Consider the following 22,993-nt stretch of genomic DNA (forward strand, 5'->3'; position numbering starts at 1 on the left):
GGCGGTTGCATCCGCAACGAATCGCCGCTCCCTCGCCTCGCCATCGCTTCCGCCATGAACGCCGACTCCGGACTGCCGCTCCCGCAACGCTACTGGGCGATCGTCTGCGTCGCGCTAGGCATCACGCTCGCCGTACTCGACGGCGCGATCGCGAACGTCGCGCTGCCGACGATCGCCCGCGATCTGCGCGCCTCCGACGCCGCATCGATCTGGATCGTCAACGCGTACCAGCTCGCCGTCACGATTTCGCTGCTGCCGCTCGCGTCGCTCGGCGACCGGATCGGCTACCGGCGCGTCTACATCGCGGGGCTCGCGCTCTTCACCGCGGCATCGCTCGGCTGCGCGCTGTCGAGCACGCTGCCCGCGCTCGCGACGCTGCGCGTGATCCAGGGCTTCGGCGCCGCCGGCATCATGAGCGTGAATACCGCGCTCGTGCGGATGATCTATCCGTCGTCGCAGCTCGGGCGCGGCGTCGCGATCAATGCCATGGTCGTCGCGCTGTCGTCGGCGGTCGGGCCGACCGTCGCGTCCGCGGTGCTCGCCGTCGCGCCCTGGCCGTGGCTCTTCGCGATCAACGTGCCGATCGGCATCGCCGCCGTGTACGGCAGCCTGCGCGCGCTGCCCGTGAATCCGGGCCGCGACGCGCCGTACGACTTCATCGGCGCGGCGATGAACGCGTGCGTGTTCGGGCTGCTGATCGTCTCCGTCGACGGGCTCGGTCACGGCGAGAATCGCGCGAACGTCGCGGCCACCGCACTCGCGGCCGTCGTCATCGGCTACTTCTTCGTCAGGCGCCAGTTGTCGCAGCCCGCGCCGCTTTTGCCCGTCGATCTGCTGCGCATCCCGATCTTCGCGCTGTCGATCGGCACGTCGGTCGCGTCGTTCACGTCGCAGATGCTCGCGTTCGTCGCGCTGCCGTTCTGGCTGCAGAACACGCTCGGCTTTTCGCAGGTGCAGACCGGGCTCTACATGACGCCGTGGCCGCTCGTCATCGTGGTCGCCGCGCCGCTCGCGGGCGTGCTGTCCGACCGCTATTCGGCGGGCGCGCTGGGCGGCATCGGCCTCGCGCTCTTCGCATCCGGCCTCCTCGCGCTCGCAACGATCGGCGCGCATCCGGCGCCCGTCGACATCGTCTGGCGGATGGCGCTCTGCGGCGCGGGCTTCGGGCTCTTCCAGTCGCCGAACAACCGCGCGATCCTGTCGTCCGCGCCGCGCGAACGCGCGGGCGGCGCAAGCGGGATGCTCGGCACCGCGCGGCTCACCGGGCAGACGCTCGGCGCCGCGCTCGTCGCGCTGATCTTCGGCGTCGCGCCGCAGCATGGGCCGACGATCGCGCTCTATGCAGCGACCGCGTTCGCCGCCGTCGCCGCCGCCGTCAGCCTGATGAGAATCAGGGCGAAACGCGACACGGCCGCCGCCGCGGGGTAACGCAAAGCCGCTCGCCGCGGCCGTCGGCCCCGTGTTGGATGCGCGGCCCGCCGCACGCCGTTTCCCGGCCGGTTTCGCCGCCTCCGCGCCGAAGCGCCATCCGCCCGCATCGCCTGTTCATCCCGCGCTCTCCCGCGATCCATCGCCGCGCATCCGGCCCTCAACGTCCCGCCACTTTCGCAGCGCGGCGCGGCCTCGTCGACTCGGCCGTTCGGACGATCCGCCCCTCATGACCGGCTCATGACCGCCCCATGACCGCCGCGCGAAGCGCCCACCGCCCTGCCGCCAACGACACCCGCGCGACGGCTCCACGTTCCTACCCCGCTAAATCTCCGCCCGCCCTCCGGCCGTCGTCGCCCGATTCCGCACGCACGCCCCGCCTCGGCCCGCACTCCTTACCTCGCCGCCTGTCCAATACATGCCCGCGCCGCGAATCGAGCGCGTCCGCCGTTCCGGCGACGGGCTTCGGTTGGTCTTCACGCAACCGTCAGGAGGGCGCCATGTCATTGATCGTCGCAGCACGCTTCACGACGCAGCGCGCCGCCGAGACCGCCGCCAAGCGGCTTCTCGAAAGCGGCTTCGTCGCCGAGGACGTCAGTCTGTTCTTCGTCAATCCGCGCGGCCAGCACGCGCGACCGTCATCCGAATACCTGTCCCACGCGGAACACCCGGCCGCGCCGCCTCCCGTCGGCGCGCTGCAGCACGCGAGACACAGCACGACGATCGGCGCCGTCGCAGGCGCGATCTTCGGCGTCGCGCTGTTCTCGCTCTTCACGCCATCGCTCGTCGTCGCGATCTGTGCGGCGGGCGTGGGCGCGTATCTCGGCGGATGGCTCGGCCGGATGATGCACAAGGAGGACTTCACGCGCGCGCATGCGCGCGAGCTCGCGCACGAGGCGATCCATCACGAGATGCGCTCGTCCGGAATGCTCGTCGCCGTACACGTGACGGCCGACTCCCAAGCCGACGCCGCGCGCGTGCTCGCCGATGCGGGCGGCAGCGACATCGAGCGCGCGACCGGGCGCTGGCAGTCGGGCCGCTGGGCGGACTTCGATCCGACCCGCACGCCCGAGCCGTTCAACGGCGCGCAGCAACCGACGCACCGCCACGCGTGAGCGGCGCGGCCGCATTCAGTGAAATACCCGAACGACGGCGGCAATCAGGAAGGAAACCGAAGCGAGGGCGAGGCGGGCGAGCGTGCCGATGCGGCGTCGATCGGCGCGCTCGCCCGTTGATGCCGGAAAGAAGAGGCAAGAATCGCGGCGGCGGTCACGCCGCCGCCGCGACGAAATCGAGAACGAAGCGGCAACGCTCGTCGACGCTCGCGCGCGGCAGTTCGATCAGCCGATACCCGCACGCCGCGTAGGTGTCGACCATCGTGTCGTAAGTGCGCACCGCCTGCGCGTAATCCTGCTTGCGTTCGGCATCCTGCACATAGATCTCCGGCCACGGCGGCGCGATGAACACGTCGCGGCAATAGCGAAACCGCTCGGCGGCCGCGGCGAGATGCGCGGGAACGGGCAGCGCGGACAGCGTCAGATAGCCGATCACGTCGGGCACGCCGCGATCGAAGAACACCGGCCCGCGCGCGCGACGCGCGAGATGATGCGAGCGCATTTCCCAACCGAGCATCAATTCGGCGAACGCGGCGCGATCGCGCCACGGCAGCGCATGTCCGCCGATCGCCGTCTGATCCTGGATCACGCCGCGCCCGGCTTCGTGCGAGCGCGCGCAGCCGCGCGCTTCGAGCGCATCGATCAGCGTGCTCTTGCCCGAGCCCGGCCCGCCCGTGATCACGAAAAAACGCGCGACCGCGGCATCGGCATCGGCATCGGCATCGGCATCAGCGTCGGTGCCCGGTTCGCCCGCGCGCGCGTCGGCGCCCGCGTCAAGCATTCGCGACGCGCCGCCCCGCGCGCTGCGTGACCGACGCGGCCGTCGCGACGCTGCGCAGATCCGCGAGGAACGAATCGCGCCACACCGACAGATCGTTGCCGCGCAGCCGCTCGATGTTCTCCGCGTGGCGCGCCTGCCGCTCCTCGAGCGGCATCGCGAGCGCGCGCTCGAGCGACTCCGCCATCTGCGACAGGTCGAACGGGTTCACGAGCAACGCGCCCGGCAGCTCGGCCGCGGCGCCCGCGAATTCGGACAGCACGAGCACGCCCGGATCGTTCGAATCCTGCGACGCGACGTACTCCTTCGCGACGAGATTCATCCCGTCGCGCAGCGGCGTCACGTAGCCGACCTGCGACAGCCGGAACAGCGCCATCAGCAGATTGCGCTCGTACTTGCGGTTCAGGTACTGGATCGGCGTCCAGTCGAGCTGCGCGAAGCGGCCGTTGATGCGCCCCGCCTCGCCTTCGAGCGTCTGCCGGATGCGCTGATAGGTCTGCACGTCGGAGCGGGTCGGCGGCGCGATCTGCACGAGCGACACGCGCCCCTGCCAGCCGGGCGCGTTCGCGAGCATCCGCTCGAACGCCTGGAAGCGCTCGACGAGGCCCTTCGAGTAGTCGAGACGATCGACGCTGATCACGAGCTTGCGCTCGCCCATCGTGTCGCGCAGCGCCTTCACCGCCTTGCGCGAGCCGTATTCGACGGCCGCCTTGCCGATCGCGTCCGGATAGATGCCGATCGGATACGCGGCGACCTTCACGACGCGGCCGTGCGCGTGCAGTATCCCGTCCTCGCTCGACGCGCCGAGCCCGCGCCGTTCGATGTAGTCGACGAACGCCTGCTTGTCGTTTTCCGTCTGCAAGCCGACGACGTCGTACGCGCACATGAACTTCATCAGCTCTTCGTGCGGCGGGACGGTGCGTAGGACCTCGGACGACGGGAACGGAATGTGCAGAAAGAAGCCGATCGGATTCTTCACGCCGAGCTCGCGCAGGCAATGCGCGAACGGCAGCAGGTGGTAGTCGTGCACCCAGATGATGTCGTCGGGCTGCACGAGCTCGCGCAGATGCTTCGCGAGCGCGCAGTTCACGCGCAGATAGCCCGCGTATTCCTGGCGATCGAAGCGCGCGAGATCCCCGCGATAGTGGAACACGGGCCAGAGCGTGGCGTTCGAGAAGCCGCGGTAGTACTGGTCGTAGTCGCGGCGGGTGAGGCCGACGGTCGCGTAGGTCACGTTGCCGTCCCGCTCGATCACGGGCGCCTCGGGCGCGCCGGCGATCTCGCCGTTCCAGCCGAACCAGACGCCGCCCGTCTCCTTCAGCGCGTCGAGCACGCCGACCGCCAGCCCGCCCGCGGTCGGACGCGCATCCTGGCCGGCCGCCACGCGATTCGATACCACGATCAATCTGCTCATTACGGCTTACCCTCCTGTAGTCAGATTGCCCGGCGAACGGGTTACAGCCTTCCCGCCGAATCAGGCAAGTCGCATGCCACCTCGCGACGTTTCAAGCGTTAAAAATGCAAGCATGTGTAACAAGGACGTTCTCATGCGTCCTGCTCCGAGCCGAGATCGCGCTGATAGTCGAGCCCTTCCGGGCGCGTGCCGCCTTGGTTGTGATCGCCGTCCGAAGGCGTGTGCGGCGCGGAGCCGGCTGGCGCGGGAGTGGTCGTGGCGTTGACCGGCCGCGACGGGCCGGTGCCGGCGTCGCGCCCGCGATGCTCGGGGCGCTTGGAGCGGCGCATGGCAGGGTGTCTCATGATCGGAGCGGCGCAAGGCCGTCGGTGAAACAGTCCATAGCCCTTTAGTTTAGGATCGTCGCGCTGGGTTCACGGTAACAATTACATTCAATTTGTAACGATTCGACCCCTCTCCGGCGCTTTGCACCACAATGTTGCCGCTCGCGCGCGCTCCGCGTGCGCGGCAAACGTTTGTCAATTGTTTGCATTTCTCGTCGGACAATTGCAGAACAATGGCGCTCTACGGTCGCTACGCGAAACGCGCGGCGCACGAAGACAGGACCGCATTCAGGGATGAACCATCGCATCGCACGGCCGGCGCGCCGCTGGGTCGCCTCGGCCACGCTCGGCGCAGCCGCCTTCTCGACGCTGCTCTCAGGCTGCAACTCGCTCTATAGCGAAGGCGCGACGGCGGGCGCCGGTATCGCCGGGGCGGCCATCGCGTCAAAAGTCACCAACAACGCCGCCGTCGCGACCGGTATCGGCCTTGGCGCCGTCGCCGGCGCGCGAGCGGGCGTCCAGTACACGCAACGCGTCGCGCATCGCTACTCGCAGGCGCAGATCGCCACCGCCGCCGGGCCGCTCGACGTCGGCGGCGTCGCGCCCTGGTCGACGCATCACTCGTTTCCGATCGAAGACGACGAGCACGGCCGCGTGACTGTGAGCCGGCTCATCAGCGTCGGGCCGCTCGACTGCAAGGAAATCGTGTTCTCGGTCGACACCGATGCGAAGCAGAGCGAGCCCGCGCAATCGGGCTTCTATGTCGCGACGATCTGCCGGGACGGCCCGACGTGGAAATGGGCGTCCGCTGAGCCCGCGACCGGCCGCTGGGGAGCGCTGCAATGAGCGTGAGCGCGCGCGCGGCGCTGCCGCTCGCGGCGGCGCTCGCGTTCGCCGCGGCCGCGCTCGGCCTCTCCGGCTGCGGCTCGGTGGGCGCGGCGAGCGGCGCGCTCGCGGGCGCGGCGACGGGCCTCGTCACCGCGAATCCGGCTGTCGGCATCGGCGTCGGCATCGCGGTGCAGGCGGCGACCGACGAGGCCGTCAACCGCACGATGAAGCAGTTGCACAAGAATCAGCAGGATGCGATCGCGCAGGCGGCGGGCGGACTCGCCGTCGGCGAGACGCGCGCGTGGCAAGTGAAGAACAAGGTGCCGCTCGAGAACGGCGAAGGCGAAGTGCGCGTGACGCGCGCGTTCCAGACGCCGCTCGCGCTCTGCAAGGAATTCGCGTTTTCGGTGAAGGACGGCGCGCGCGCCGACTGGTATCTGGCGAACGCGTGCCAGGATGCGCACGGCTGGCAATGGGCGTCGGCGGAGCCGGCCGTCGAGCGCTGGGGCAATCTGCAGTGATGCGACGCGGACGCCGCGAGCCGGTTGCGGCTGCCTGATAAGCCCGGCCGCGCTCCACGCCGGCCTTACTCGCCAGCCTTACGCCACGACAGGGCCGCGCGAATTCGGCGGCGAGACGGCGCCAGCGATGCGCGCCTCGCCCTCTTCCGCGGAAAGCACGAGGCGCAACGGCGGCACGCAAACGAAGCCAACGCGCTTGCGCCCGTGCGCAGCGCATCCCGGCGGCAACGCATGAGGTGCCGACGCATAAGGCGGCAACGCATCAAGCAGCCGCGGCAAGCGCAAGCGGCTCTCCCGTCCGCGCCGCCGCTCGTCCCGCACGGGCCGCAAGCGGCCCGCCGCCGCTCAGGACTCGACGTCCTCGAGACTGAAGATCTCGGTCTGATCGTTGTACGAGAAGATCTCGCCGTACCGGCCCCAGTCGATCACCGCGTCGAGCGTCTCCTCGGCCGCGCCGTCGGACAGGAAATCCTCGAGCTCCTGCTCGAAGCGCACGCGCGGCGCGCGGTGCCCCGGACGCTCGTTCAGCACCTTCTTGATCCGCGCGGCGAGCGGCACGTGGCGCAGCAAATGCTCGGCGAACATCATCTTGCGCTCCTGCGTGCCGAACTCGGCGAACACGCGCCCCGGCGGCGTCAGGAACACGTCGCCCTCGCGCACGTCGGCGAAGCCGAGGTACTGCAGCACTTCGGCGATCGGAAACAGATCGTCGACCTCGAGATGCAGCGTGCGCGCGATTTCCGGCATGTCCGCGCGGCCGTGATACGGCGGCGCGGCGAGCGTCTCGATGAGGCCCGCCATCAGGTTCGTCGACACCTGCGGCAGCCAGCTGCCGAGCTCGAGCCCCTTCTTCGTCGCTTCGCCGACCTGGCGCGCAGTCATCTTCGCGTAGATGTCGTCGACGAGCCGGCGGAACGCGGGGTCAAGCCGGTTGCGCGGATGCTTGAACGGCACCTTGATCTCGGCGATCACGCGGCCCGGATTCGACGACAGCACGAGAATCCGGTCGCACATGAACACCGCTTCCTCGATGTTGTGCGTGACGATCAGCACCGACTTGATCGGCATGCGGCCCTGCGTCCACAGATCGAGCAGGTCGGTGCGCAGCGTCTCGGCCGTCAGCACGTCGAGCGCCGAGAACGGCTCGTCCATCAGCAGCAGCGTCGGATCGACGACGAGCGCGCGCGCGAAGCCGACGCGCTGGCGCATGCCGCCCGACAGCTCGCGCGGATACGCGTTCTCGAAGCCGTCGAGACCGATCAGGTCGATCGCGGCGAGCGCGCGCTCGCGCCGCTCGCGCGCGCCGACGCCGAGCGCCTCGAGGCCCGCCTCCACGTTCTGCAGCACCGTGAGCCACGGAAACAGCGCAAACGTCTGGAACACCATCGCGACGCCCTCGGCCGGGCCGTTGAGCGGCTTGCCGAGATAGGTGACATCGCCGCCCGTCGGCTCGATCAGCCCGGCGATGATGCGCAGCAGCGTCGATTTGCCGGAGCCCGAGCGGCCGAGCAGCCCGACGATCTCGCCTTCGCGCAGCGACAGGTTCGCGCCGTCGAGCACGAGCAGCTCGCCCTGCGTCTTGTTGAAGCCGCGGCTCACGTTCTCGACGCGCAGGATTTCTTCGCTGCCCCGCCGCGGCGCGGGCGGCGTCTGGACGGGTGCATTTACAGCATTCGGGTTTTGCATCGCGTTTCGCTCTCGGTCGGTCTCAATCGGCTGACATCAGTCTCAATCGAGACGCAGCTTCGCTTCGGCGTACGCGTACAGCGGACGCCACAACAGGCGGTTGAACAGGGTGACGAACAGGGACATCACGGCGATGCCCATGATGATCTTCGGATAGTCGCCCGCGGCCGTCGTCTGCGCGATGTACGCGCCGAGGCCGTGCGCCTGGATCTTGGTGTCGCCCCACTGGACGAGCTCCGACACGATGCTCGCGTTCCACGCGCCGCCCGACGCGGTGATCGCGCCCGTCACGTAGTACGGGAAGATGCCGGGCAGGATCGCCTGCCGCCACCATTGCCAGCCGCGGATGCGGAAATTGGTGGCCGCTTCGCGGTAGTCGTTCGGATAGGCGGTCGCGCCCGCGATCACGTTGAACAGGATATACCACTGGGTGCCGAGCACGATGAGCGGCGACAGCCAGATGTCCGCGTTCAGGTGGAAACGCACGATCACGATCACGAACACCGGGAACAGCAGGTTCGCCGGGAACGCCGCGAGAAACTGCGCGAGCGGCTGCACCTTCTCGGCGATCGCGGGCCGCAGGCCGATCCATACGCCGATCGGCACCCAGACCAGCGATGCGATCACGATGAGCAGCAACACCCGCAGCAACGTGATGAAACCCAGCACGAACACGTGGCCGACTTCGGCGAGCGACACGCCCGTCTGCACGTAGGCGACGACGCGCCACACCACGTACGCGGTGCCCGCGAGCACGAGGATCGCCCAGCCGAAGTCCGCGACGCGCGACGCCTGCTTGTCGATCTTGGGCGTCGCGAAACGCACGGCGTCGAAAGACGGCAGGCGAAACGACAGCCGCGCGGTCTTCGCCAGGAACCAGCCGGCCGGCACGAGCAGCTGATGAATGAGGCGCGTGCGGCGCACGAGATCGAGGAACCACGACTCCGGCGCGTTGCCCGAGCTCGTCGTCTCCATCCGGAACTTGTCCGCCCATGCGACGAGCGGCCGGAACAGCAACTGATCGTACGCGATGATCACGACCGTCATCGCGAGAATCACCCAGCCGACCGCCCCGAGGTTCTTGTCGGCGATCGCCTGCGCGAGATAAGCGCCGATGCCCGGCAGCGTGATCGTGTTGTTGCCGACGGTGATCGCCTCGGACGCGACGACGAAGAACCAGCCGCCCGACATCGACATCATCATGTTCCAGATGAGGCCCGGCATCGAGAACGGCACTTCGAGCTTCCAGAAGCGCTGCCACGACGTCAGGTGGAAGCCGCGCGACACTTCGTCGAGATCGCGCGGCACCGTGCGCAGCGACTGATAGAAGCTGAACGTCATGTTCCACGCCTGGCTCGTGAAGATCGCGAAGATCGCGGCGAGCTCGGCGCCGAGCACCCGGCCCGGAAACAGCGCGATGAAGAAGGTCACCGTAAACGAGATGTAGCCCAGCACCGGCACCGACTGCAGGATGTCGAGGATCGGAATGAGCACCATGCCGGCCCGGCGGCTCTTCGCGGCGAGCGTGCCGTAGACGAGCGTGAAGACGAGCGACGCCATCATCGCCGCCAGCATGCGCAGCGTCGTGCGCATCGCGTACTCGGGCAGGTTCGAGGGATCGAGCGAGATCTTCTGCGTATTGAGCGTCGCGAACGGCGCAAGCGTCTCGTGAAAACCGATCGCGGCCATCGCGATCACGCAGATGATGAGCGGGAACGCGACGAAGTCCCAGCGGTTCGGCAGGACGCGCCACGCGGATGCGTTGGCGGTCCGATTCGGATTGAAGAATCCGAGATCCATCAGGCGCCCTCCCCGGCAAAGCCGTGCGAATCGAAAAATAAAGCCAGAAAGCGAATGTGACTCATGGCAAGGCGCACGTACACGGTAATTCGTTTTAACTGCAGAAACGGCCGCACGGCACCCCGACACGCCGATTTCCCGCCGTTTCCATTCGCGACGCGGCACCCGCCCGCACGCGACGGCACGACACTACTACATCCTGTATTTCAGGCACAACCTTCCGGACGACGAACTGTGGAAACCCCGCCCGGCCGCGAGCGCATCGGGCCCGGAACGGGCGGGCGGCGGGCGAATCTGCGAGGGGTGGCGGTGCGCCGGCTGGCCGCTGCTGCGCCGCAACGTCGAATTATGCCGCGATCCGGCCCTGCCGTGAACCCGCCCAAGCGCCCGCGCGACGCGCGCGCCCGCCAAGCGAGGCTTTCGTCGACGAACGGACACGCCGAAGCGGGTATGATCGGTATTAGCCCCAAGCGGGACCGATGGTCAATCAGGAGGAGTGAATGGCAGGAAATCTGGTTATCGTGTGCCGGGACCAGGACGCCGATGCGTTCGATCAACTGATGCAGGAATATGGCTCGTTCCAGACGCGGCTGTCGTCGACGGCCTGGTATCTGAACATGAACATCGTGCCCGAGACGCTGCAGGAGGACATCCTCGAGCGTGTCGGCAAGTACACGACGCTCTACATCTTCGAGGCGACGAGCGTCACCTACAACACGATCGACAGCAACGCCGCCGAGACGCTCAGCACGCTCTTCGGCGAGTGACCGGCCGCCCGCGGCCGTCCGGCGCGATCGCGCCGGGCGCCGCGGCTCCCGCGCGGCGGCGCGTCAGGACGCCTCCGCCTGCGGTTCGACCTTCGGCACGACGTCGAACGGAAACGACATCGCCACCCGCAAGCCCCCTTCTTCCCGGTTCCCGATCTCGCATGCGCCGCCCGTGCGCTGCACGAGCCGCTCGACGATCGCGAGCCCGAGGCCGCTGTGGCCATTGCCGCCGCGCGCCGGATCGAGCCGCACGAACGGGCGCGTCGCGTCCGCCAGATCGCGCGGCGCGATGCCCTTGCCGTGGTCGCTGACCGTCAGCGTGTAACCCGCCGCGGTGCGCGCGGTCGCGATCACGACGGGCGGCGCGCCGTACGCGTGCGCGTTGTCGAGCAGGTTCGACAGCACCCGGTCGAGCGTCGCCGTCGGCAGGCGGAAGCCCGACCCCGCCGCGAGCTCGGTGCGCACGGTGGGCGCGTTCGGCGACACCGCGCGGTACGTGCGCGCGATCCGCGCGCACGCCTGATCGACCGACACGGGCTCGCTGCGGTCGGCGTCGCCGTGCGCGAACACGAGGAACTGATCGACGATGTGCGTCATCGAGTCGACGTCGCGCACGACGCCGTCGCGCAGCCGCGCGTCGTCCATCATCTCGGCGCGCAGCCGCATCCGCGCGAGCGGCGTGCGCAGATCGTGCGCGACACCGGCGAGCATCACCGCGCGATCGTTCTCCGCGCGCGACACCTGCTGAACCATCTGGTTGAAGCCGTGCGTGAGCTGGCGCAACTCGCGAGGCCCCCGCTCGGGCAGCGGCGGCACCGCCATCCCGCGGCCGAAGCGCGCGACCGCGCGCGCGAGCGAGCTGAGCGGCTGCTGCAGTTGCCACGCGGCGAAGAGCGCCGCCATCACCGCGGCCGAGAAGATCATCACGAGCCAGATCACCATCCGGTCGAGCGAGCGCGACGGCCGCAGCGGTTGCACCGGCACGACGATCCAGTCGCGGTCGGTCGGCTGCTTCACCCACAGCACGGGCGGATGGCCCGGCTTGCCGATGCGCACCTGCGTGCCGGACGGCAAGCGGTCGCGCAGATCGTCGGCGAAGCGCCTGAGCGGCGGCGGCAGATCCTGCTTCGCGTCCGGCACGTCGCCGCTGCCCGGCGCGACGAGCCGCACGCGCGACGGCAGCGGCTGGTCGGGCGAGCGCTCCGCGTGCTGGCGCACCGCGTCGACGAGGAACGCCGCCTCCTCGACCGCGTAGCGCGTCTGAAACTGATTGCGCTCGAGCCGGATCGCGAAATACCACGCGAAATGCGACAGCAGCAGCACGCAGACGACGAGGAGCGCAAGCCGCCCGAACAGCGAATCAATGGGTTTGCGCATGAGCCTCGCCGTTCGGCACGAACACGTAGCCGCGTCCGCGCACCGTCTGGATGAAGCGAGGCGTCGACGGGTCCGTTTCGAGAATCCGGCGCAGGCGCCACACCTGCACGTCGATCCCGCGGTCGGTGCCGTCGTATTCGGGGCCGTGCAGCAGCTCGAGCAGGCGCTCGCGGGTGAGCGTGCGCAGCGCATGATTGACGAAAATCTTCAGCAGCGCGAATTCGCTGCTCGACAACGTCGCCGGCTTGCCGTCCACCGACAGCGTGCGCGCCTGGAAATCGAGCACGAAGCGGCCGAACGCGTACGGCTCGCGCTGCTCGGGCGCGGCCGCCGACGGCGTCGCGCGGCGGCGGCGCAGCACCGCCTGTGCGCGCGCGAGCAGCTCGCGCGGGTTGAACGGCTTGCCGAGGTAATCGTCCGCGCCGAGCTCGAGGCCGACGATGCGGTCGACGTCGTCCGCGCGCGCGGTCAGCATGATCACGGGAATGTCGTCGCCCGCCGCGCGCAGCTGGCGCAGCGCGGTCAGGCCGTCGACGCCCGGCATCATCAGGTCGAGCACGATGAGATCGGGGCGCTCGCGTTCGAGGCGCTTTTCGAGCGAAGCGGCGTCGTGCAGCACCGACACCTCGATGCCTTGCCGCACGAGGTAGTCGCGCAGCAGGTCGCGCAATTCTTGGTCGTCGTCGACGATGAGGATCTGAGTAGTCATGGCGTGAAGTTTACCGTGCGGGTTGTCGGGGCTGAGCGAAACAAATCCCTGAAAGGGTTACTGCGGATTACCGCGCAAGCAAAGTGTAATGCGCGGTAATCGCGGCCGCGGCGCACGTAACACGGCGGCGGCGGCGCTTGGATACGCTGCGCCTTACCGGATACGCCGACAGACGGCGAGGCGCGACCGCCCCACCGCCGAGCCGGCCGCAGCACCGGACTTTTCAATACAGGAGTTGCTCAATGTATAAGAAGACTTCCCGCCTGGCCATCGCCGCCGCCGTGCTCGCCCTGTCGTTCAGCGCCGTCTCGCACGCCGCGCCGCCCGACATGCCGCCGCCGGGCGGTCCGGGCGAGCATCATCACATGGACGGCGGCCCGTTCATGATGATGAAGCGCATCCACGACAAGCTGAACCTGAGCGCCGCGCAGGAGCAGCAATGGCAGGCCGCCGTCAACACGGCGAAACAGAACCGCGAGGCGATGCGCAAGAGCCACGACGCGCTGCGCCAGCAGTTCCAGGCCCAGCAGAGCCAGCCGATCCTCGACCTGAACGCGCTGCACGCGGCGCGCCAGCAGGCCGAGCAGCAGAACGCGCAGTTGCGCGAGCAAACGGCGTCCGCGTGGCTCGCGTTCTACAACGGCCTGAACAATCAGCAGAAGGCGACCGTCAGCACGGCGATCAAGCAGCATTTCGCGAAGATGGACGAGCGGCGCGCGAAGATGAAGGAGCGCTGGGAGCAGCGCCGCGCGGCGAAGGGCGCATCGGCGCCCGCGCCGCAGCAGCCGCAGCAGTGAAGACGGGCCGCGCGGACGCGCCCGGCGACGCGATCGGGTAGCCGCCGTCGCGGGAGGCGCGTCAATGCGGTGCGGCGGTGCGATGCCGCGCGATGCCGCGCGGTACGGAGCGGTACGGAGCGGTGCGGAGCGATGCGGCGCGGTATGGCGCGGAGCGGTGCGCGACATTGCGTCACTTCTCGTCTCGGGCCGCGCCCGCCGCCCGAGCCGGACGTCGATCGGCGCATGCGATGCGCCGCAACGTCGCGTCCGGCACGCCCGCGCGGCCGATCCGCCAAGTCAGCCCCGCATGATCCGCCGCCCCTGGGTGCGGCCCCGGCTTCGCGAAACCGCTGCGCGCCCGATCGACTTCGCCCGTTGTCCCGTCGTTCGGCGCGCGTCCTGCGCGCGGTCTCGTCGCGCGGTCTCGTGTCGTCGGCCGCATCAGCCCGGCCGAATTGCCCTCGCCGCGGGCCGCCGCCGGTACGAACGCAGCGACCGGCTCTCGCCCGCTCGCGGCGTTTTCACATCGGCGCGGCCCGCCCTCTTGCCGCGCCACCCTCGCCGCGTTCCGGCTTCCTCGCGCTTCGGCCCAAGGCGCGTCAACCGCTTCGCACTTCGGCCTCCAGCGCGTCGCGCCTTTCCATGCCGAGCGACTTCGCTCCTCGACCTTTTCGGCTTCGTGTCCGTGTCAGTGTCCGACCTTCGACCTTCGACCTTCGACCTTCGACATCCGCCGCCCCACCCGCATCCGGCAGGCGCATCGTCCGCCGCCGGCCGCATCACGCGAGATCGAACAGCAGCACCTCCGCGCGCTCGCCGCGCTCGAACACGACGGCCTCGACGTCGGCGATGCGCGCACCGTCGCCCGCCTCGAGCGCGTTGCCGTTCACCGTCACGCCGCCGCGCGCGACGTGCACATACACGCGCCGCCCGCCCGGCACCGCGAACTCGGCGCGCTCGTCGCCGTCGATCAGGCCCGCATAGATCGACGCGTCCGCGCGCATCGACACCGATCCGTCGCGCCCGTCCGGCGACGCGACGAGCCGCAGCCGGCCGCGCTTGTCCGCGTCGGCGAAGCGCACCTCCTGATAGCCGGGCCGGCCGCCCCGCTCGGTCGGCAGCAGCCAGATCTGCAGCAGATGCAGCGGCGCCTCCCGCGACGCGTTGTATTCGCTGTGCACGATCCCCGTGCCCGCGCTCATCCGCTGCACGTCGCCCGCGCGGATGATCGAGCCGTTGCCCATGCTGTCGCGGTGCGCGAGCGCGCCGTCGAGCACGTACGTGACGATCTCCATGTCGCGATGCGGATGCATGCCGAAGCCGCGCGTCGGCGCGATGCGGTCGTCGTTCAGCACGCGCAGCGCGCCGAAGTGCACGTGCTCGGGATCGCGATAGTCGGCGAACGAAAAGCTGTGATGGCTATCGAGCCAGCCATGATTGGCGTGGCCGCGATCGCCCGCGCGGCGGATCTGAAACATGACGCCTCCCATTGAGAAATGTCGACAGCCTCGAATGTAGGGGTCGCACGCGCATGCAACAATCCTGCACGGTTGCACCGGATCGTTGCGGCGATCCATGCAATCGTCCGAACGATTCCCGGCGCGCCGCCGCGCACGAGGGCGAACCGGTGTCCGCGCGCGAAAAACGGCGCGCCGCCCTTCGCGCTCGCGTGCGGCCGGGCGAAACGCGCGCCCGGCGAAACGCGCGCATCGTTTGTTCTAGGCCGCGGCCGGTGTTCGGGTAAAATACCGCGCTTTTGGCCGCCGTCGACGGCGCTGCGCCCCCTTTCGAGGCGCGCCGAGGTCGACGAACGCGAATTTTGGCCGCCTTAGAATACGCCCGGCGCGCGCATGCCCGGACGCGTCCGGCCGCGCGGCCGGGGAAGTCAGGAAGAGGAACGACATGAAGAAGCTCGCCTTGTGCGCGGCCCTCGCCCTCGCGGCGGGCGGCGCCTTCGCGAAGGAATGGAAGACCGTGCGGATCGGCGTCGACGCCAGCTATCCGCCGTTCGAATCGACCGCGCCGAGCGGCGAGATCGTCGGATTCGACGTCGATCTCGCGAAGGAAGTCTGCAAGCGGATCAATGCGAAGTGCGTGTGGACGCCGCAGGATCTCGACGGAATCATCCCCGCGCTGAAGGCGAAGAAATTCGACGTGATCGTGTCGTCGCTGACCGTCACCGACAAGCGCCGCGAACAGATCGATTTCTCCGACAAGCTGTACGACGCGCCCGCGCGAATGATCGCGAAGGCGGGCTCGCCGCTTCAGCCGAGCGTCGAATCGCTGAAGGGCAAGCGCGTCGGCGTCGAGCAGGGCTCGACCCAGGAGACGTTCGCCAAGACGCACTGGGAACCGAAGGGCGTGACCATCGTGTCGTACCAGAACCAGGATCAGGTGTACGCCGATCTCGGCTCCGGCCGCCTCGACGCGACGCTGCAAGACGAGCTGCAGGCCGACTACGGCTTCCTGCGCACGCCGCGCGGCAAGGGCTTCGCGTGGGCGGGCGCGGCCGCGAAGGACCCGAAGACGCTCGGCGACGGCACCGCGATGGGCCTGCGCAAGGAGGATGCGGACCTGAAGGACGCGATCAACCGCGCGCTCGCGTCGATGCACAAGGACGGCACGTACGACAAGCTGTCGCACAAGTACTTCCCGTACAGCATCTATTCGGCGAAATGAGCGCCGAGCGGGCCGCGCCGAGCGACCGGCGCGCGGCCCGCGCAGCACCAGCGGTCGACACCACGCGCCGTGAAGCGCCGCCGCCCCGCCGATCGCGGGCGCGACGGCGCGATCCGCGAAAGCGGAACGGCGATGACACGCACGGGGCGTCTCGCGCAACACGCGAGCCGCGTCTTTCGCGGCGCGCACGACGCACCGTCAAGGACTTCATATGTTTCTTCAAGGCTACGGCCCGCTGATCCTCTCCGGCACCTGGCAAACCGTCAAGCTCGCGGTGCTGTCGCTCGCGCTGTCGTTCCTGCTCGGCCTCGTCGGCGCGGCGGCGAAACTGTCGAAGAACCGCCTGTCGAGCGGAATCGGCACGCTCTACACGACGCTCATCCGCGGCGTGCCGGACCTCGTGCTGATGCTGCTGCTCTTCTACAGCCTGCAGATCTGGCTGAATCAGTTCACCGATCTGATGAACTGGGATCAAATCGACATCGATCCGTTCGCGGCCGGCGTGCTCGTGCTCGGCTTCATCTACGGCGCGTACTTCACCGAGACGTTCCGCGGCGCGTTCCTCGCGGTGCCGCGCGGCCAGCTCGAGGCGGGCAGCGCGTACGGAATGACGAACTGGCAGGTGTTCACGCGAATCATGTTCCCGCAGATGATGCGCTTCGCGCTGCCCGGCATCGGCAACAACTGGCAGGTGCTCGTGAAGTCGACGGCGCTCGTGTCGATCATCGGCCTCGCCGACGTCGTGAAGGCGTCGCAGGACGCGGGCAAGGGCACGCTGCGTTTCTTCTTCTTCACGTTGCTCGCGGGCGCGATCTACCTCGCGATCACGACGATCTCGAACTTCGTGCTGATGTGGCTCGAGAAGCGCTATTCGACAGGCGTACGCAAGGCTGACCTATGATCGAACTGATCCAAGAATACTGGCGCAATTACCTGTATACCGACGGGTATCGCTTCACCGGCCTTGCGATCACGCTGTGGCTGCTCGTCGTGTCGATCGGAATCGGCTTCTGCCTGTCCGTGCCGCTCGCGGTCGCGCGCGTGTCGAGGAAGAAGTGGCTTTCCGGCGCCGTGTGGCTCTATACGTACGTGTTTCGCGGCACGCCGCTCTACGTGCAGCTGCTGCTCTGCTACACGGGCCTCTACAGCCTGCAGGCCGTGCGCGGCACGCCGATGCTCGACGCGTTCTTCCGCGACGGCATGAACTGCACGCTGCTCGCATTCACGCTGAACACCTGCGCGTACACGACCGAGATCTTCGCGGGCGCGATCAAGTCGACCTCGTACGGCGAGATCGAGGCGGCGCGCGCGTACGGGATGTCGACGTTCACGCTGTATCGGCGGATCGTGCTGCCGTCGGCGCTGCGCCGCGCGCTGCCGCTCTACAGCAACGAAGTGATCCTGATGCTGCACGCGACGACGGTCGCGTTCACGGCGACCGTGCCCGACATCCTGAAGATCGCGCGCGACGTCAATTCGGCGACCTACATGTCGTTCCACGCATTCGGCATCGCCGCCCTTCTCTACCTCGCGATCTCGTTTACGCTCGTGTGGCTGTTCCGCCGCGCCGAGCGTCGCTGGCTCGCATACCTGCGCCCGCAAGGCAAATGAGTTTCGCCCGGACATGCCTCAGATAAACACCCAGATGCACAAGCTCTTCGTCGACGATCTCCACAAGCGCTACGGCAACAACGAAGTTTTGAAGGGCCTCTCGCTGCGCGCGAACGCGGGCGACGTGATCAGCGTGATCGGTTCGTCCGGTTCGGGCAAGAGCACGATGCTTCGCTGCATCAACTTCCTCGAGCAGCCCAATGCCGGCCGCATCTTCGTCGACGGCGAGGAGGTGCGCACCGCGCAGGACAAGACGGGCGCGCTCAAGGCGGCCGATTCGAAGCAACTGCAGCGCGTGCGCACGAAGCTCGCGATGGTGTTCCAGCACTTCAACCTGTGGGCGCACATGAACGTGCTCGAGAACGTGATGGAGGCGCCGGTGCACGTGCTCGGCCTTCCGAAGCGCGAGGCCGAGGAGCGCGCGCGCGAATATCTGGAGAAAGTGGGCCTCGCGCCGCGCGTGGAAAAGCAGTATCCGTCACATCTGTCGGGCGGTCAGCAGCAGCGCGTCGCAATTGCGCGCGCGCTCGCGATGCATCCGGACGTGATGCTGTTCGATGAGCCGACGTCGGCGCTCGACCCGGAGCTCGTCGGCGAAGTGCTCAAGGTGATGCAAAAGCTCGCGGAGGAAGGGCGCACGATGATCGTCGTCACGCACGAGATGGGCTTCGCGCGCAACGTGTCGAACCACGTGATGTTCCTGCACCAGGGGCGGGTCGAGGAAGAAGGCGCGCCCGCCGACGTGTTCGGCAACACGAAGAGCGAGCGCCTGAGGCAGTTCCTGTCGGGCAGCCTCAAGTAAGCCGCCGAGCGGGCGCGCCGTGCGGCGCACGCCCCGCCCGCGCCACCGTCTCGTCACGCCGCATCCGGCTCGAACTCTTTCGCGGCATCCGCGGGCGCTTCGCTCGCGAACGCGCGCAGCGCGTCGCCCGCGAGCCGGTAACGCACCCACTCGCTCTGCGCGCTCGCGCCGATTCCCTCGTAGAAACGGATCGCGGGCGCATCGACCGCTCGCGCACGCTGACGCCGGCTCCGCCGTGCGCCGCGTCGCAAACGGCGAAACGGCGAAACGGCGGCCGCACGCCCGGTCCGCCAGCCGCGTTTTCATTACGGATTCCTGACGCAATCGGCGCGGCGCTTTTAACCGCACGAATTTCCAGCGTCAATAGTGGCAATCCTTGACCCATGCCCCCGGATTCCGTGCGTGCCTTGACGGGCAAGGGATTCGGCCGCGTTGACGAAAGTCGTTCGGCGGGGCCGCGCACACATATATGGCGATTTGGCGACACGTGCTAGTCAAACAACGATTTTCGTCGCCACAAAAGTGTATTTTTGCTAAATTAGTAACCAAAGTAGCAAAACGAAAGTCATGAAATGTAGTTTGACTTCATGACGACAGGAGACCCCGGCAAGGCCAATCGGCCGCACGGGCCCGCAAAACGGCACTCCCGTTCGCTTCGCTCAAGTGCGTCGCCCATCCGGCCTGCACGCGGTCTCTCTGGTTACCCCATTTTGTCCGGCACGCAAAGCCGGACAGGTTGCGCAGTTCTGGGTTGACTTTTTGACAGGGTATGGAGGAGATGATGAAGAAAGTTATGCTCGCGGCAGTACTGGCGACTGCCGGAGTGGCGGCTCACGCTCAAAGCAGCGTGACGCTGTACGGCCGTCTGGACGCCGGCATCGAATACATGAACGGCCTGCCGAGCGCGAACGGCGGCAGCACGAGCCGCTGGCGCGCGGAAAGCGGCGACTGGGGCACGAGCCTGTGGGGCTTGAAGGGCTCCGAGGACATCGGCGGCGGCAACAAGATCGTGTTCCAGCTCGAAGGCAGCTTCGACACGATGAACGGCAACGGCCCGGGCGGCGGCAGCCTCTGGAATCGCTGGGCGACGATCGGCATCTCCAACGACGCATACGGTACCCTGCTGCTCGGCCGCGAGCTCGCGATCGCGAACGGCGTGTGGGACTTCGACCCGTTCGGGCAGTCGTCGTGGTCGACGGCGTCGCTCGTGCGCGGCCGCAACTGGAACAAGACCAGCAACAACATTTCGTATCAATCGCCGAAGCTCTACGGCTTCGACGTCTACGGCCAATACGCGTTGTCGAACGCGACGAACTGGAACGGCAACGGCTCGACGAGCCAGGGCCGCAGCGCGGGCCTGCAACTGACCTACACGACGTCGCTCTTCCAGATCCGCGGCCTCTATGACGAAGCGCGCGATCCGGCCAACGGCAAGCTCGACGACGTGTTCAACTACTCGCGCGAATACTTCGCCGGCGTGAACGTGTTCCTCGGCCAGTTCAAGCTGCAGGCGGCGTACCAGGCATCGCACGCGGACGGCGGCCCGGCCGTGAACAACGGCATCACGACGACGCAGCAAGTCTGGGGCGGCGTGACGTGGCAGGCAACGCCCGCCGCCGCGCTGATCGCGGCCGTCTATCACGTGAACGCGAACCACGGCGGCGGCAACGCGAACATCTACACGGTCGGCGGCTCGTACAACCTGTCCAAGCGCACGCTGCTCGACGTGCAGGTCGCGACGGTGCGCAACAGCAAGACCGCGAACTTCGGCCTGAACGCGAACCCGGCCGGCACCGACATCTCCACGGGCAACCCGAAGTTCGGCGGCAACCAGACGGGCGTGTACGCCGGCATCCAGCACCTGTTCTAAGCACACGCGCTGGATCATTCGAACCGATAGTCTTTTCACGCTGCTGCGAGAGGCGCGTACCGGTGCGATACCTTGGGGTGTCGCACCGTTTTTTTTATTTGTGTCGCGTGCGCGGATACGCATGAAAGCGCATGGCGCGCTGCGCGGCGTATGTTGCGCGATCGGCGCGCCGGCCGATATCCGCGCGGCGCGGCGTCGAACACCGTGCGCGCGTTGCAAGCGTTATGGGCGCTGCGGGCGCTGTGGGCGCTGCGGGCGATGCGCGGGCGAACTCCTCGGCGGCGACCTCGCGCGGCCGAAGCCGCCCGGCCCCGCCGCACCGGCGGCCGCGCGCATCCGGGGCGTCAAACGGCCGCTTCGTTCTCCTCGCCCGTGCGAATCCGGATCACGCGCTCGACGTCCGACACGAAGATCTTGCCGTCGCCGATCTTGCCGGTGCGCGCCGCGCCGATCACCGCGTCGATCACCTGATCGACGAGATTGTTCGCGACGACCACTTCGATCTTCATCTTCGGCAGGAAGTCGACCACGTACTCGGCGCCGCGATAGAGCTCCGTGTGCCCCTTCTGGCGGCCGAAGCCCTTCACTTCCGTCACGGTGAGCCCGGTCAGGCCGACTTCGGCGAGCGCCTCGCGCACTTCGTCCAGCTTGAACGGCTTGATGATGGCGGTGATGCGTTTCATGATGTGCCCCTTGCGTCGAATGAATGAAAGTCGTCCGCCGATTCTACGCCGCGCGCCGCGTCAGTCGATGCTCTCGGTGAAGCGCGACGTGATCGGATAGCGCCAGTCGCGCCCGAACGCGCGATGCGTGACGCGAATGCCGACAGGCGCCTGGCGGCGCTTGTACTCGTTGATCTTGATGAGCCGCGTGACGCGCTTCACGTCCGCCTCCGAATAGCCTGCCGCGACGATGTCCGCGAGCGGCCGGTCCTCTTCCATGTACATCCGCATGATCGCGTCGAGCACGTCGTACGGCGGCAGGCTGTCCTGGTCGGTCTGATTCTCGCGCAGCTCCGCGGACGGCGCGCGCGTCAAGATTCGCTCGGGAATGATGTCGGGCTTGCCGTACTCGGCCGCCGCGTTGCGGTAGTGGCAGAGCCGGTAGACGAGCGTCTTCGCGATGTCCTTGATCACCGCGAAGCCGCCCGCCATGTCGCCGTACAGCGTGCAGTAGCCGACTGCCATCTCGCTCTTGTTGCCCGTCGTCAGCACGATCGAGCCGAACTTGTTCGACAGCGCCATCAGCAGCGTGCCGCGAATGCGCGCCTGGATGTTCTCCTCGGTCGCATCTTCCGCGCGGCCCGCGAATTCGGCGGCGAGCGACGCGCGGAACGCGTCGAACATCGGCGCGATGGCGATCTCGTCGTAGCGCACGCCGACGCGCCTGGCCATGTCCGCCGCGTCGGTCGTCGAGATGTCGGCCGTGTAGCGCGACGGCATCATCACCGCGCGCACGCGCCCGGCGCCGAGCGCGTCGACCGCGACCGCGAGCACGAGCGCCGAATCGACGCCGCCCGACAGCCCGATGATCGCGCCCGGAAAACCGTTCTTGCCGATGTAGTCGCGCACGCCGAGCACGAGCGCGCGATACACCTGCGCCTCGACCGAGAGCGCCGGCGCGATGCGCGCGGGCAGCGGCCGGGCGCCGTCGAATTCGACGATCGCGTGGCCTTCCTCGAACTGCGGCATCTTCGCGACGAGCTCGCCCGCGCCGTCGAGCACGAACGAGCCGCCGTCGAACACGAGCTCGTCCTGGCCGCCGACGAGGTTCACGTAGACCATCGGCAGGCCCGTCTCGCGAATCCGCGCGCGCAGGATGTCGATGCGCACCGCCTCCTTGTTCATGTGATACGGCGAGCCGTTCGGCACGATCAGCACCTGCGCGCCCGCGGCCTTCGCGAGCTGCGCGGCCGACGCGTGCCACACGTCCTCGCAGATCACGACGCCGAACTTCACGCCGTTCAGCTCGAACACGTACGGCGCGGCGTCGGTCGCGAAGTAGCGCTTCTCGTCGAATACCTCGGTGTTCGGCAGATCCTGCTTCCGGTACGTGCCGACGATCTCGCCGCCGACGATGAGCGACGCCGCGTTGTACGTGTCGACGGGCGCGACGCCGCGCTCGATCGCGCGGTTTGCATTACCATCGGCGCTTGGCGCGCCCGCGCCGGTCCCGCGCAGCGGATGGCCGACGAGCACCGCGAGCCCCGTGAGCGGCGCGAGTTGCGCGGCGAGCGCGGCGAGCGCCGCGTCGGACGCCGCGTAAAACGCGGGACGCAGCAGCAGATCCTCGGGCGGATAGCCCGACAGCGCGAGTTCCGGCGCGATCAGAAGCTGCGCGCCGGCGTCGTGCGCGGCGCGTGCGGCGGCGACGATCTTGGCGACGTTGCCGGCGAAATCGCCGACGGTGACGTTGAGTTGGGCAAGTGCGATACGGGTCGTCTTCATCACGGGATCAGCGCGGCCTCCTCGGGCCGCGGCGCGAACAGCTTTGATCAAACGCACGG

The 22,993-nt window shown here is 68.2% G+C and carries 21 protein-coding genes; 11 read left to right on the forward strand and 10 right to left on the reverse strand.

Features of this window, described 5'->3' with window-relative positions; translation table 11 throughout:
* Nucleotides 1-54: 54 nt before the first annotated feature.
* Together WS91_RS31035 and WS91_RS31040 are read left to right on the forward strand one after the other, a co-directional pair.
* Nucleotides 55-1,428 carry an MFS transporter gene (locus tag WS91_RS31035; RefSeq protein ID WP_038753592.1) on the forward strand — a complete coding sequence of 458 codons (1,374 nt, stop codon included), beginning with the start codon at nt 55-57 and terminating at the stop codon, nt 1,426-1,428.
* Between the two features lie 500 nt (nt 1,429-1,928).
* Nucleotides 1,929-2,543: a glycine zipper domain-containing protein gene (locus WS91_RS31040; protein ID WP_038753589.1), complete on the forward strand. Its 615-nt coding sequence runs from the start codon at nt 1,929-1,931 to the stop codon at nt 2,541-2,543.
* Between the two features lie 154 nt (nt 2,544-2,697).
* Here WS91_RS31040 and WS91_RS31045 read toward each other — a convergent pair whose 3' ends face one another.
* The 3 genes from WS91_RS31045 to WS91_RS31055 form a co-directional block, all read right to left on the reverse strand.
* On the reverse strand, nt 2,698-3,324 hold the full coding sequence (locus tag WS91_RS31045; RefSeq protein ID WP_059671656.1) for an AAA family ATPase: 627 nt from the start codon (nt 3,322-3,324) through the stop codon (nt 2,698-2,700).
* The gene (otsA, locus tag WS91_RS31050) at nt 3,317-4,735 is read right to left on the reverse strand and encodes an alpha,alpha-trehalose-phosphate synthase (UDP-forming) (RefSeq protein WP_059671657.1); all 1,419 of its coding nucleotides are present in this window, start codon (nt 4,733-4,735) and stop codon (nt 3,317-3,319) included. The genes WS91_RS31045 and otsA overlap by 8 nt, the downstream gene beginning before the upstream one ends.
* A gap of 131 nt (nt 4,736-4,866) precedes the next feature.
* The gene (locus WS91_RS31055; RefSeq protein WP_038753581.1) at nt 4,867-5,064 is read right to left on the reverse strand and encodes a hypothetical protein; all 198 of its coding nucleotides are present in this window, start codon (nt 5,062-5,064) and stop codon (nt 4,867-4,869) included.
* Between the two features lie 288 nt (nt 5,065-5,352).
* On the opposite strand from WS91_RS31055, the gene WS91_RS31060 reads away from it, so the two are divergent.
* Both WS91_RS31060 and WS91_RS31065 read left to right on the forward strand, forming a co-directional pair.
* The gene (locus WS91_RS31060) at nt 5,353-5,904 is read left to right on the forward strand and encodes a hypothetical protein (RefSeq protein ID WP_038753578.1); all 552 of its coding nucleotides are present in this window, start codon (nt 5,353-5,355) and stop codon (nt 5,902-5,904) included.
* Entirely contained in the window at nt 5,901-6,407 is a 507-nt protein-coding gene (locus WS91_RS31065; protein ID WP_038753574.1) for a hypothetical protein, read from the forward strand. Before WS91_RS31060 ends, WS91_RS31065 begins: the two co-directional genes overlap by 4 nt.
* Nucleotides 6,408-6,752: 345 nt before the next feature.
* Here the strand turns inward: WS91_RS31065 and WS91_RS31070 are convergent, their stop codons facing one another.
* On the reverse strand, nt 6,753-8,093 hold the full coding sequence (locus tag WS91_RS31070; RefSeq protein WP_059671658.1) for an ABC transporter ATP-binding protein: 1,341 nt from the start codon (nt 8,091-8,093) through the stop codon (nt 6,753-6,755).
* Nucleotides 8,094-8,135: 42 nt separating this feature from the next.
* Nucleotides 8,136-9,893: an ABC transporter permease gene (locus WS91_RS31075; RefSeq protein ID WP_038753566.1), complete on the reverse strand. Its 1,758-nt coding sequence runs from the start codon at nt 9,891-9,893 to the stop codon at nt 8,136-8,138.
* Between the two features lie 500 nt (nt 9,894-10,393).
* Here WS91_RS31075 and WS91_RS31080 point away from each other — a divergent pair, with 500 nt between their 5' ends.
* Nucleotides 10,394-10,660: a double-stranded DNA-specific endonuclease gene (locus WS91_RS31080; protein ID WP_004198606.1), complete on the forward strand. Its 267-nt coding sequence runs from the start codon at nt 10,394-10,396 to the stop codon at nt 10,658-10,660.
* A 63-nt stretch (nt 10,661-10,723) separates the two neighbouring features.
* On the opposite strand, the gene WS91_RS31085 is transcribed toward WS91_RS31080, so the two are convergent.
* Both WS91_RS31085 and WS91_RS31090 read right to left on the reverse strand, forming a co-directional pair.
* Entirely contained in the window at nt 10,724-12,037 is a 1,314-nt protein-coding gene (locus tag WS91_RS31085) for an ATP-binding protein (RefSeq protein ID WP_059574727.1), read from the reverse strand.
* Nucleotides 12,021-12,746 (reverse strand): response regulator, encoded by a 726-nt coding sequence (locus WS91_RS31090; protein WP_010102282.1) that lies wholly within the window; start codon nt 12,744-12,746, stop codon nt 12,021-12,023. The genes WS91_RS31085 and WS91_RS31090 overlap by 17 nt, the downstream gene beginning before the upstream one ends.
* A gap of 242 nt (nt 12,747-12,988) precedes the next feature.
* On the opposite strand from WS91_RS31090, the gene WS91_RS31095 reads away from it, so the two are divergent.
* A complete protein-coding gene (locus WS91_RS31095; protein ID WP_059671659.1) occupies nt 12,989-13,543 on the forward strand; it encodes a periplasmic heavy metal sensor in 555 nt (184 codons plus the stop codon).
* A gap of 761 nt (nt 13,544-14,304) precedes the next feature.
* On the opposite strand, the gene WS91_RS31100 is transcribed toward WS91_RS31095, so the two are convergent.
* Complete coding sequence (locus WS91_RS31100) at nt 14,305-15,003, reverse strand: pirin family protein (RefSeq protein WP_038753558.1); 699 nt, start codon at nt 15,001-15,003, stop codon at nt 14,305-14,307.
* A 424-nt stretch (nt 15,004-15,427) separates the two neighbouring features.
* Here WS91_RS31100 and WS91_RS31105 point away from each other — a divergent pair, with 424 nt between their 5' ends.
* The 5 genes from WS91_RS31105 to WS91_RS31130 all read left to right on the forward strand — a co-directional run bounded on the left by WS91_RS31105 (nt 15,428) and on the right by WS91_RS31130 (nt 20,487).
* Complete coding sequence (locus WS91_RS31105) at nt 15,428-16,204, forward strand: ABC transporter substrate-binding protein (RefSeq protein ID WP_038753556.1); 777 nt, start codon at nt 15,428-15,430, stop codon at nt 16,202-16,204.
* A 211-nt stretch (nt 16,205-16,415) separates the two neighbouring features.
* The gene (locus tag WS91_RS31110; protein ID WP_038753554.1) at nt 16,416-17,105 is read left to right on the forward strand and encodes an ABC transporter permease; all 690 of its coding nucleotides are present in this window, start codon (nt 16,416-16,418) and stop codon (nt 17,103-17,105) included.
* Complete coding sequence (locus tag WS91_RS31115; RefSeq protein ID WP_038753552.1) at nt 17,102-17,815, forward strand: ABC transporter permease; 714 nt, start codon at nt 17,102-17,104, stop codon at nt 17,813-17,815. Before WS91_RS31110 ends, WS91_RS31115 begins: the two co-directional genes overlap by 4 nt.
* Before the next feature lie 34 nt (nt 17,816-17,849).
* Nucleotides 17,850-18,617, forward strand: a complete 768-nt coding sequence (locus WS91_RS31120; protein WP_082758444.1) for an ABC transporter ATP-binding protein — start codon at nt 17,850-17,852, stop codon at nt 18,615-18,617.
* A gap of 781 nt (nt 18,618-19,398) precedes the next feature.
* Nucleotides 19,399-20,487 (forward strand): porin, encoded by a 1,089-nt coding sequence (locus tag WS91_RS31130; RefSeq protein WP_038751802.1) that lies wholly within the window; start codon nt 19,399-19,401, stop codon nt 20,485-20,487.
* A 344-nt stretch (nt 20,488-20,831) separates the two neighbouring features.
* Here the strand turns inward: WS91_RS31130 and WS91_RS31135 are convergent, their stop codons facing one another.
* Both WS91_RS31135 and WS91_RS31140 read right to left on the reverse strand, forming a co-directional pair.
* A complete protein-coding gene (locus tag WS91_RS31135; protein WP_004193987.1) occupies nt 20,832-21,170 on the reverse strand; it encodes a P-II family nitrogen regulator in 339 nt (112 codons plus the stop codon).
* 60 nt (nt 21,171-21,230) lie between these two features.
* Entirely contained in the window at nt 21,231-22,934 is a 1,704-nt protein-coding gene (locus WS91_RS31140) for an NAD+ synthase (RefSeq protein ID WP_059643686.1), read from the reverse strand.
* Nucleotides 22,935-22,993: the final 59 nt, after the last annotated feature.

The organism is Burkholderia sp. MSMB1498 (assembly GCF_001526245.1).
Lineage (GTDB): Bacteria > Pseudomonadota > Gammaproteobacteria > Burkholderiales > Burkholderiaceae > Burkholderia > Burkholderia savannae.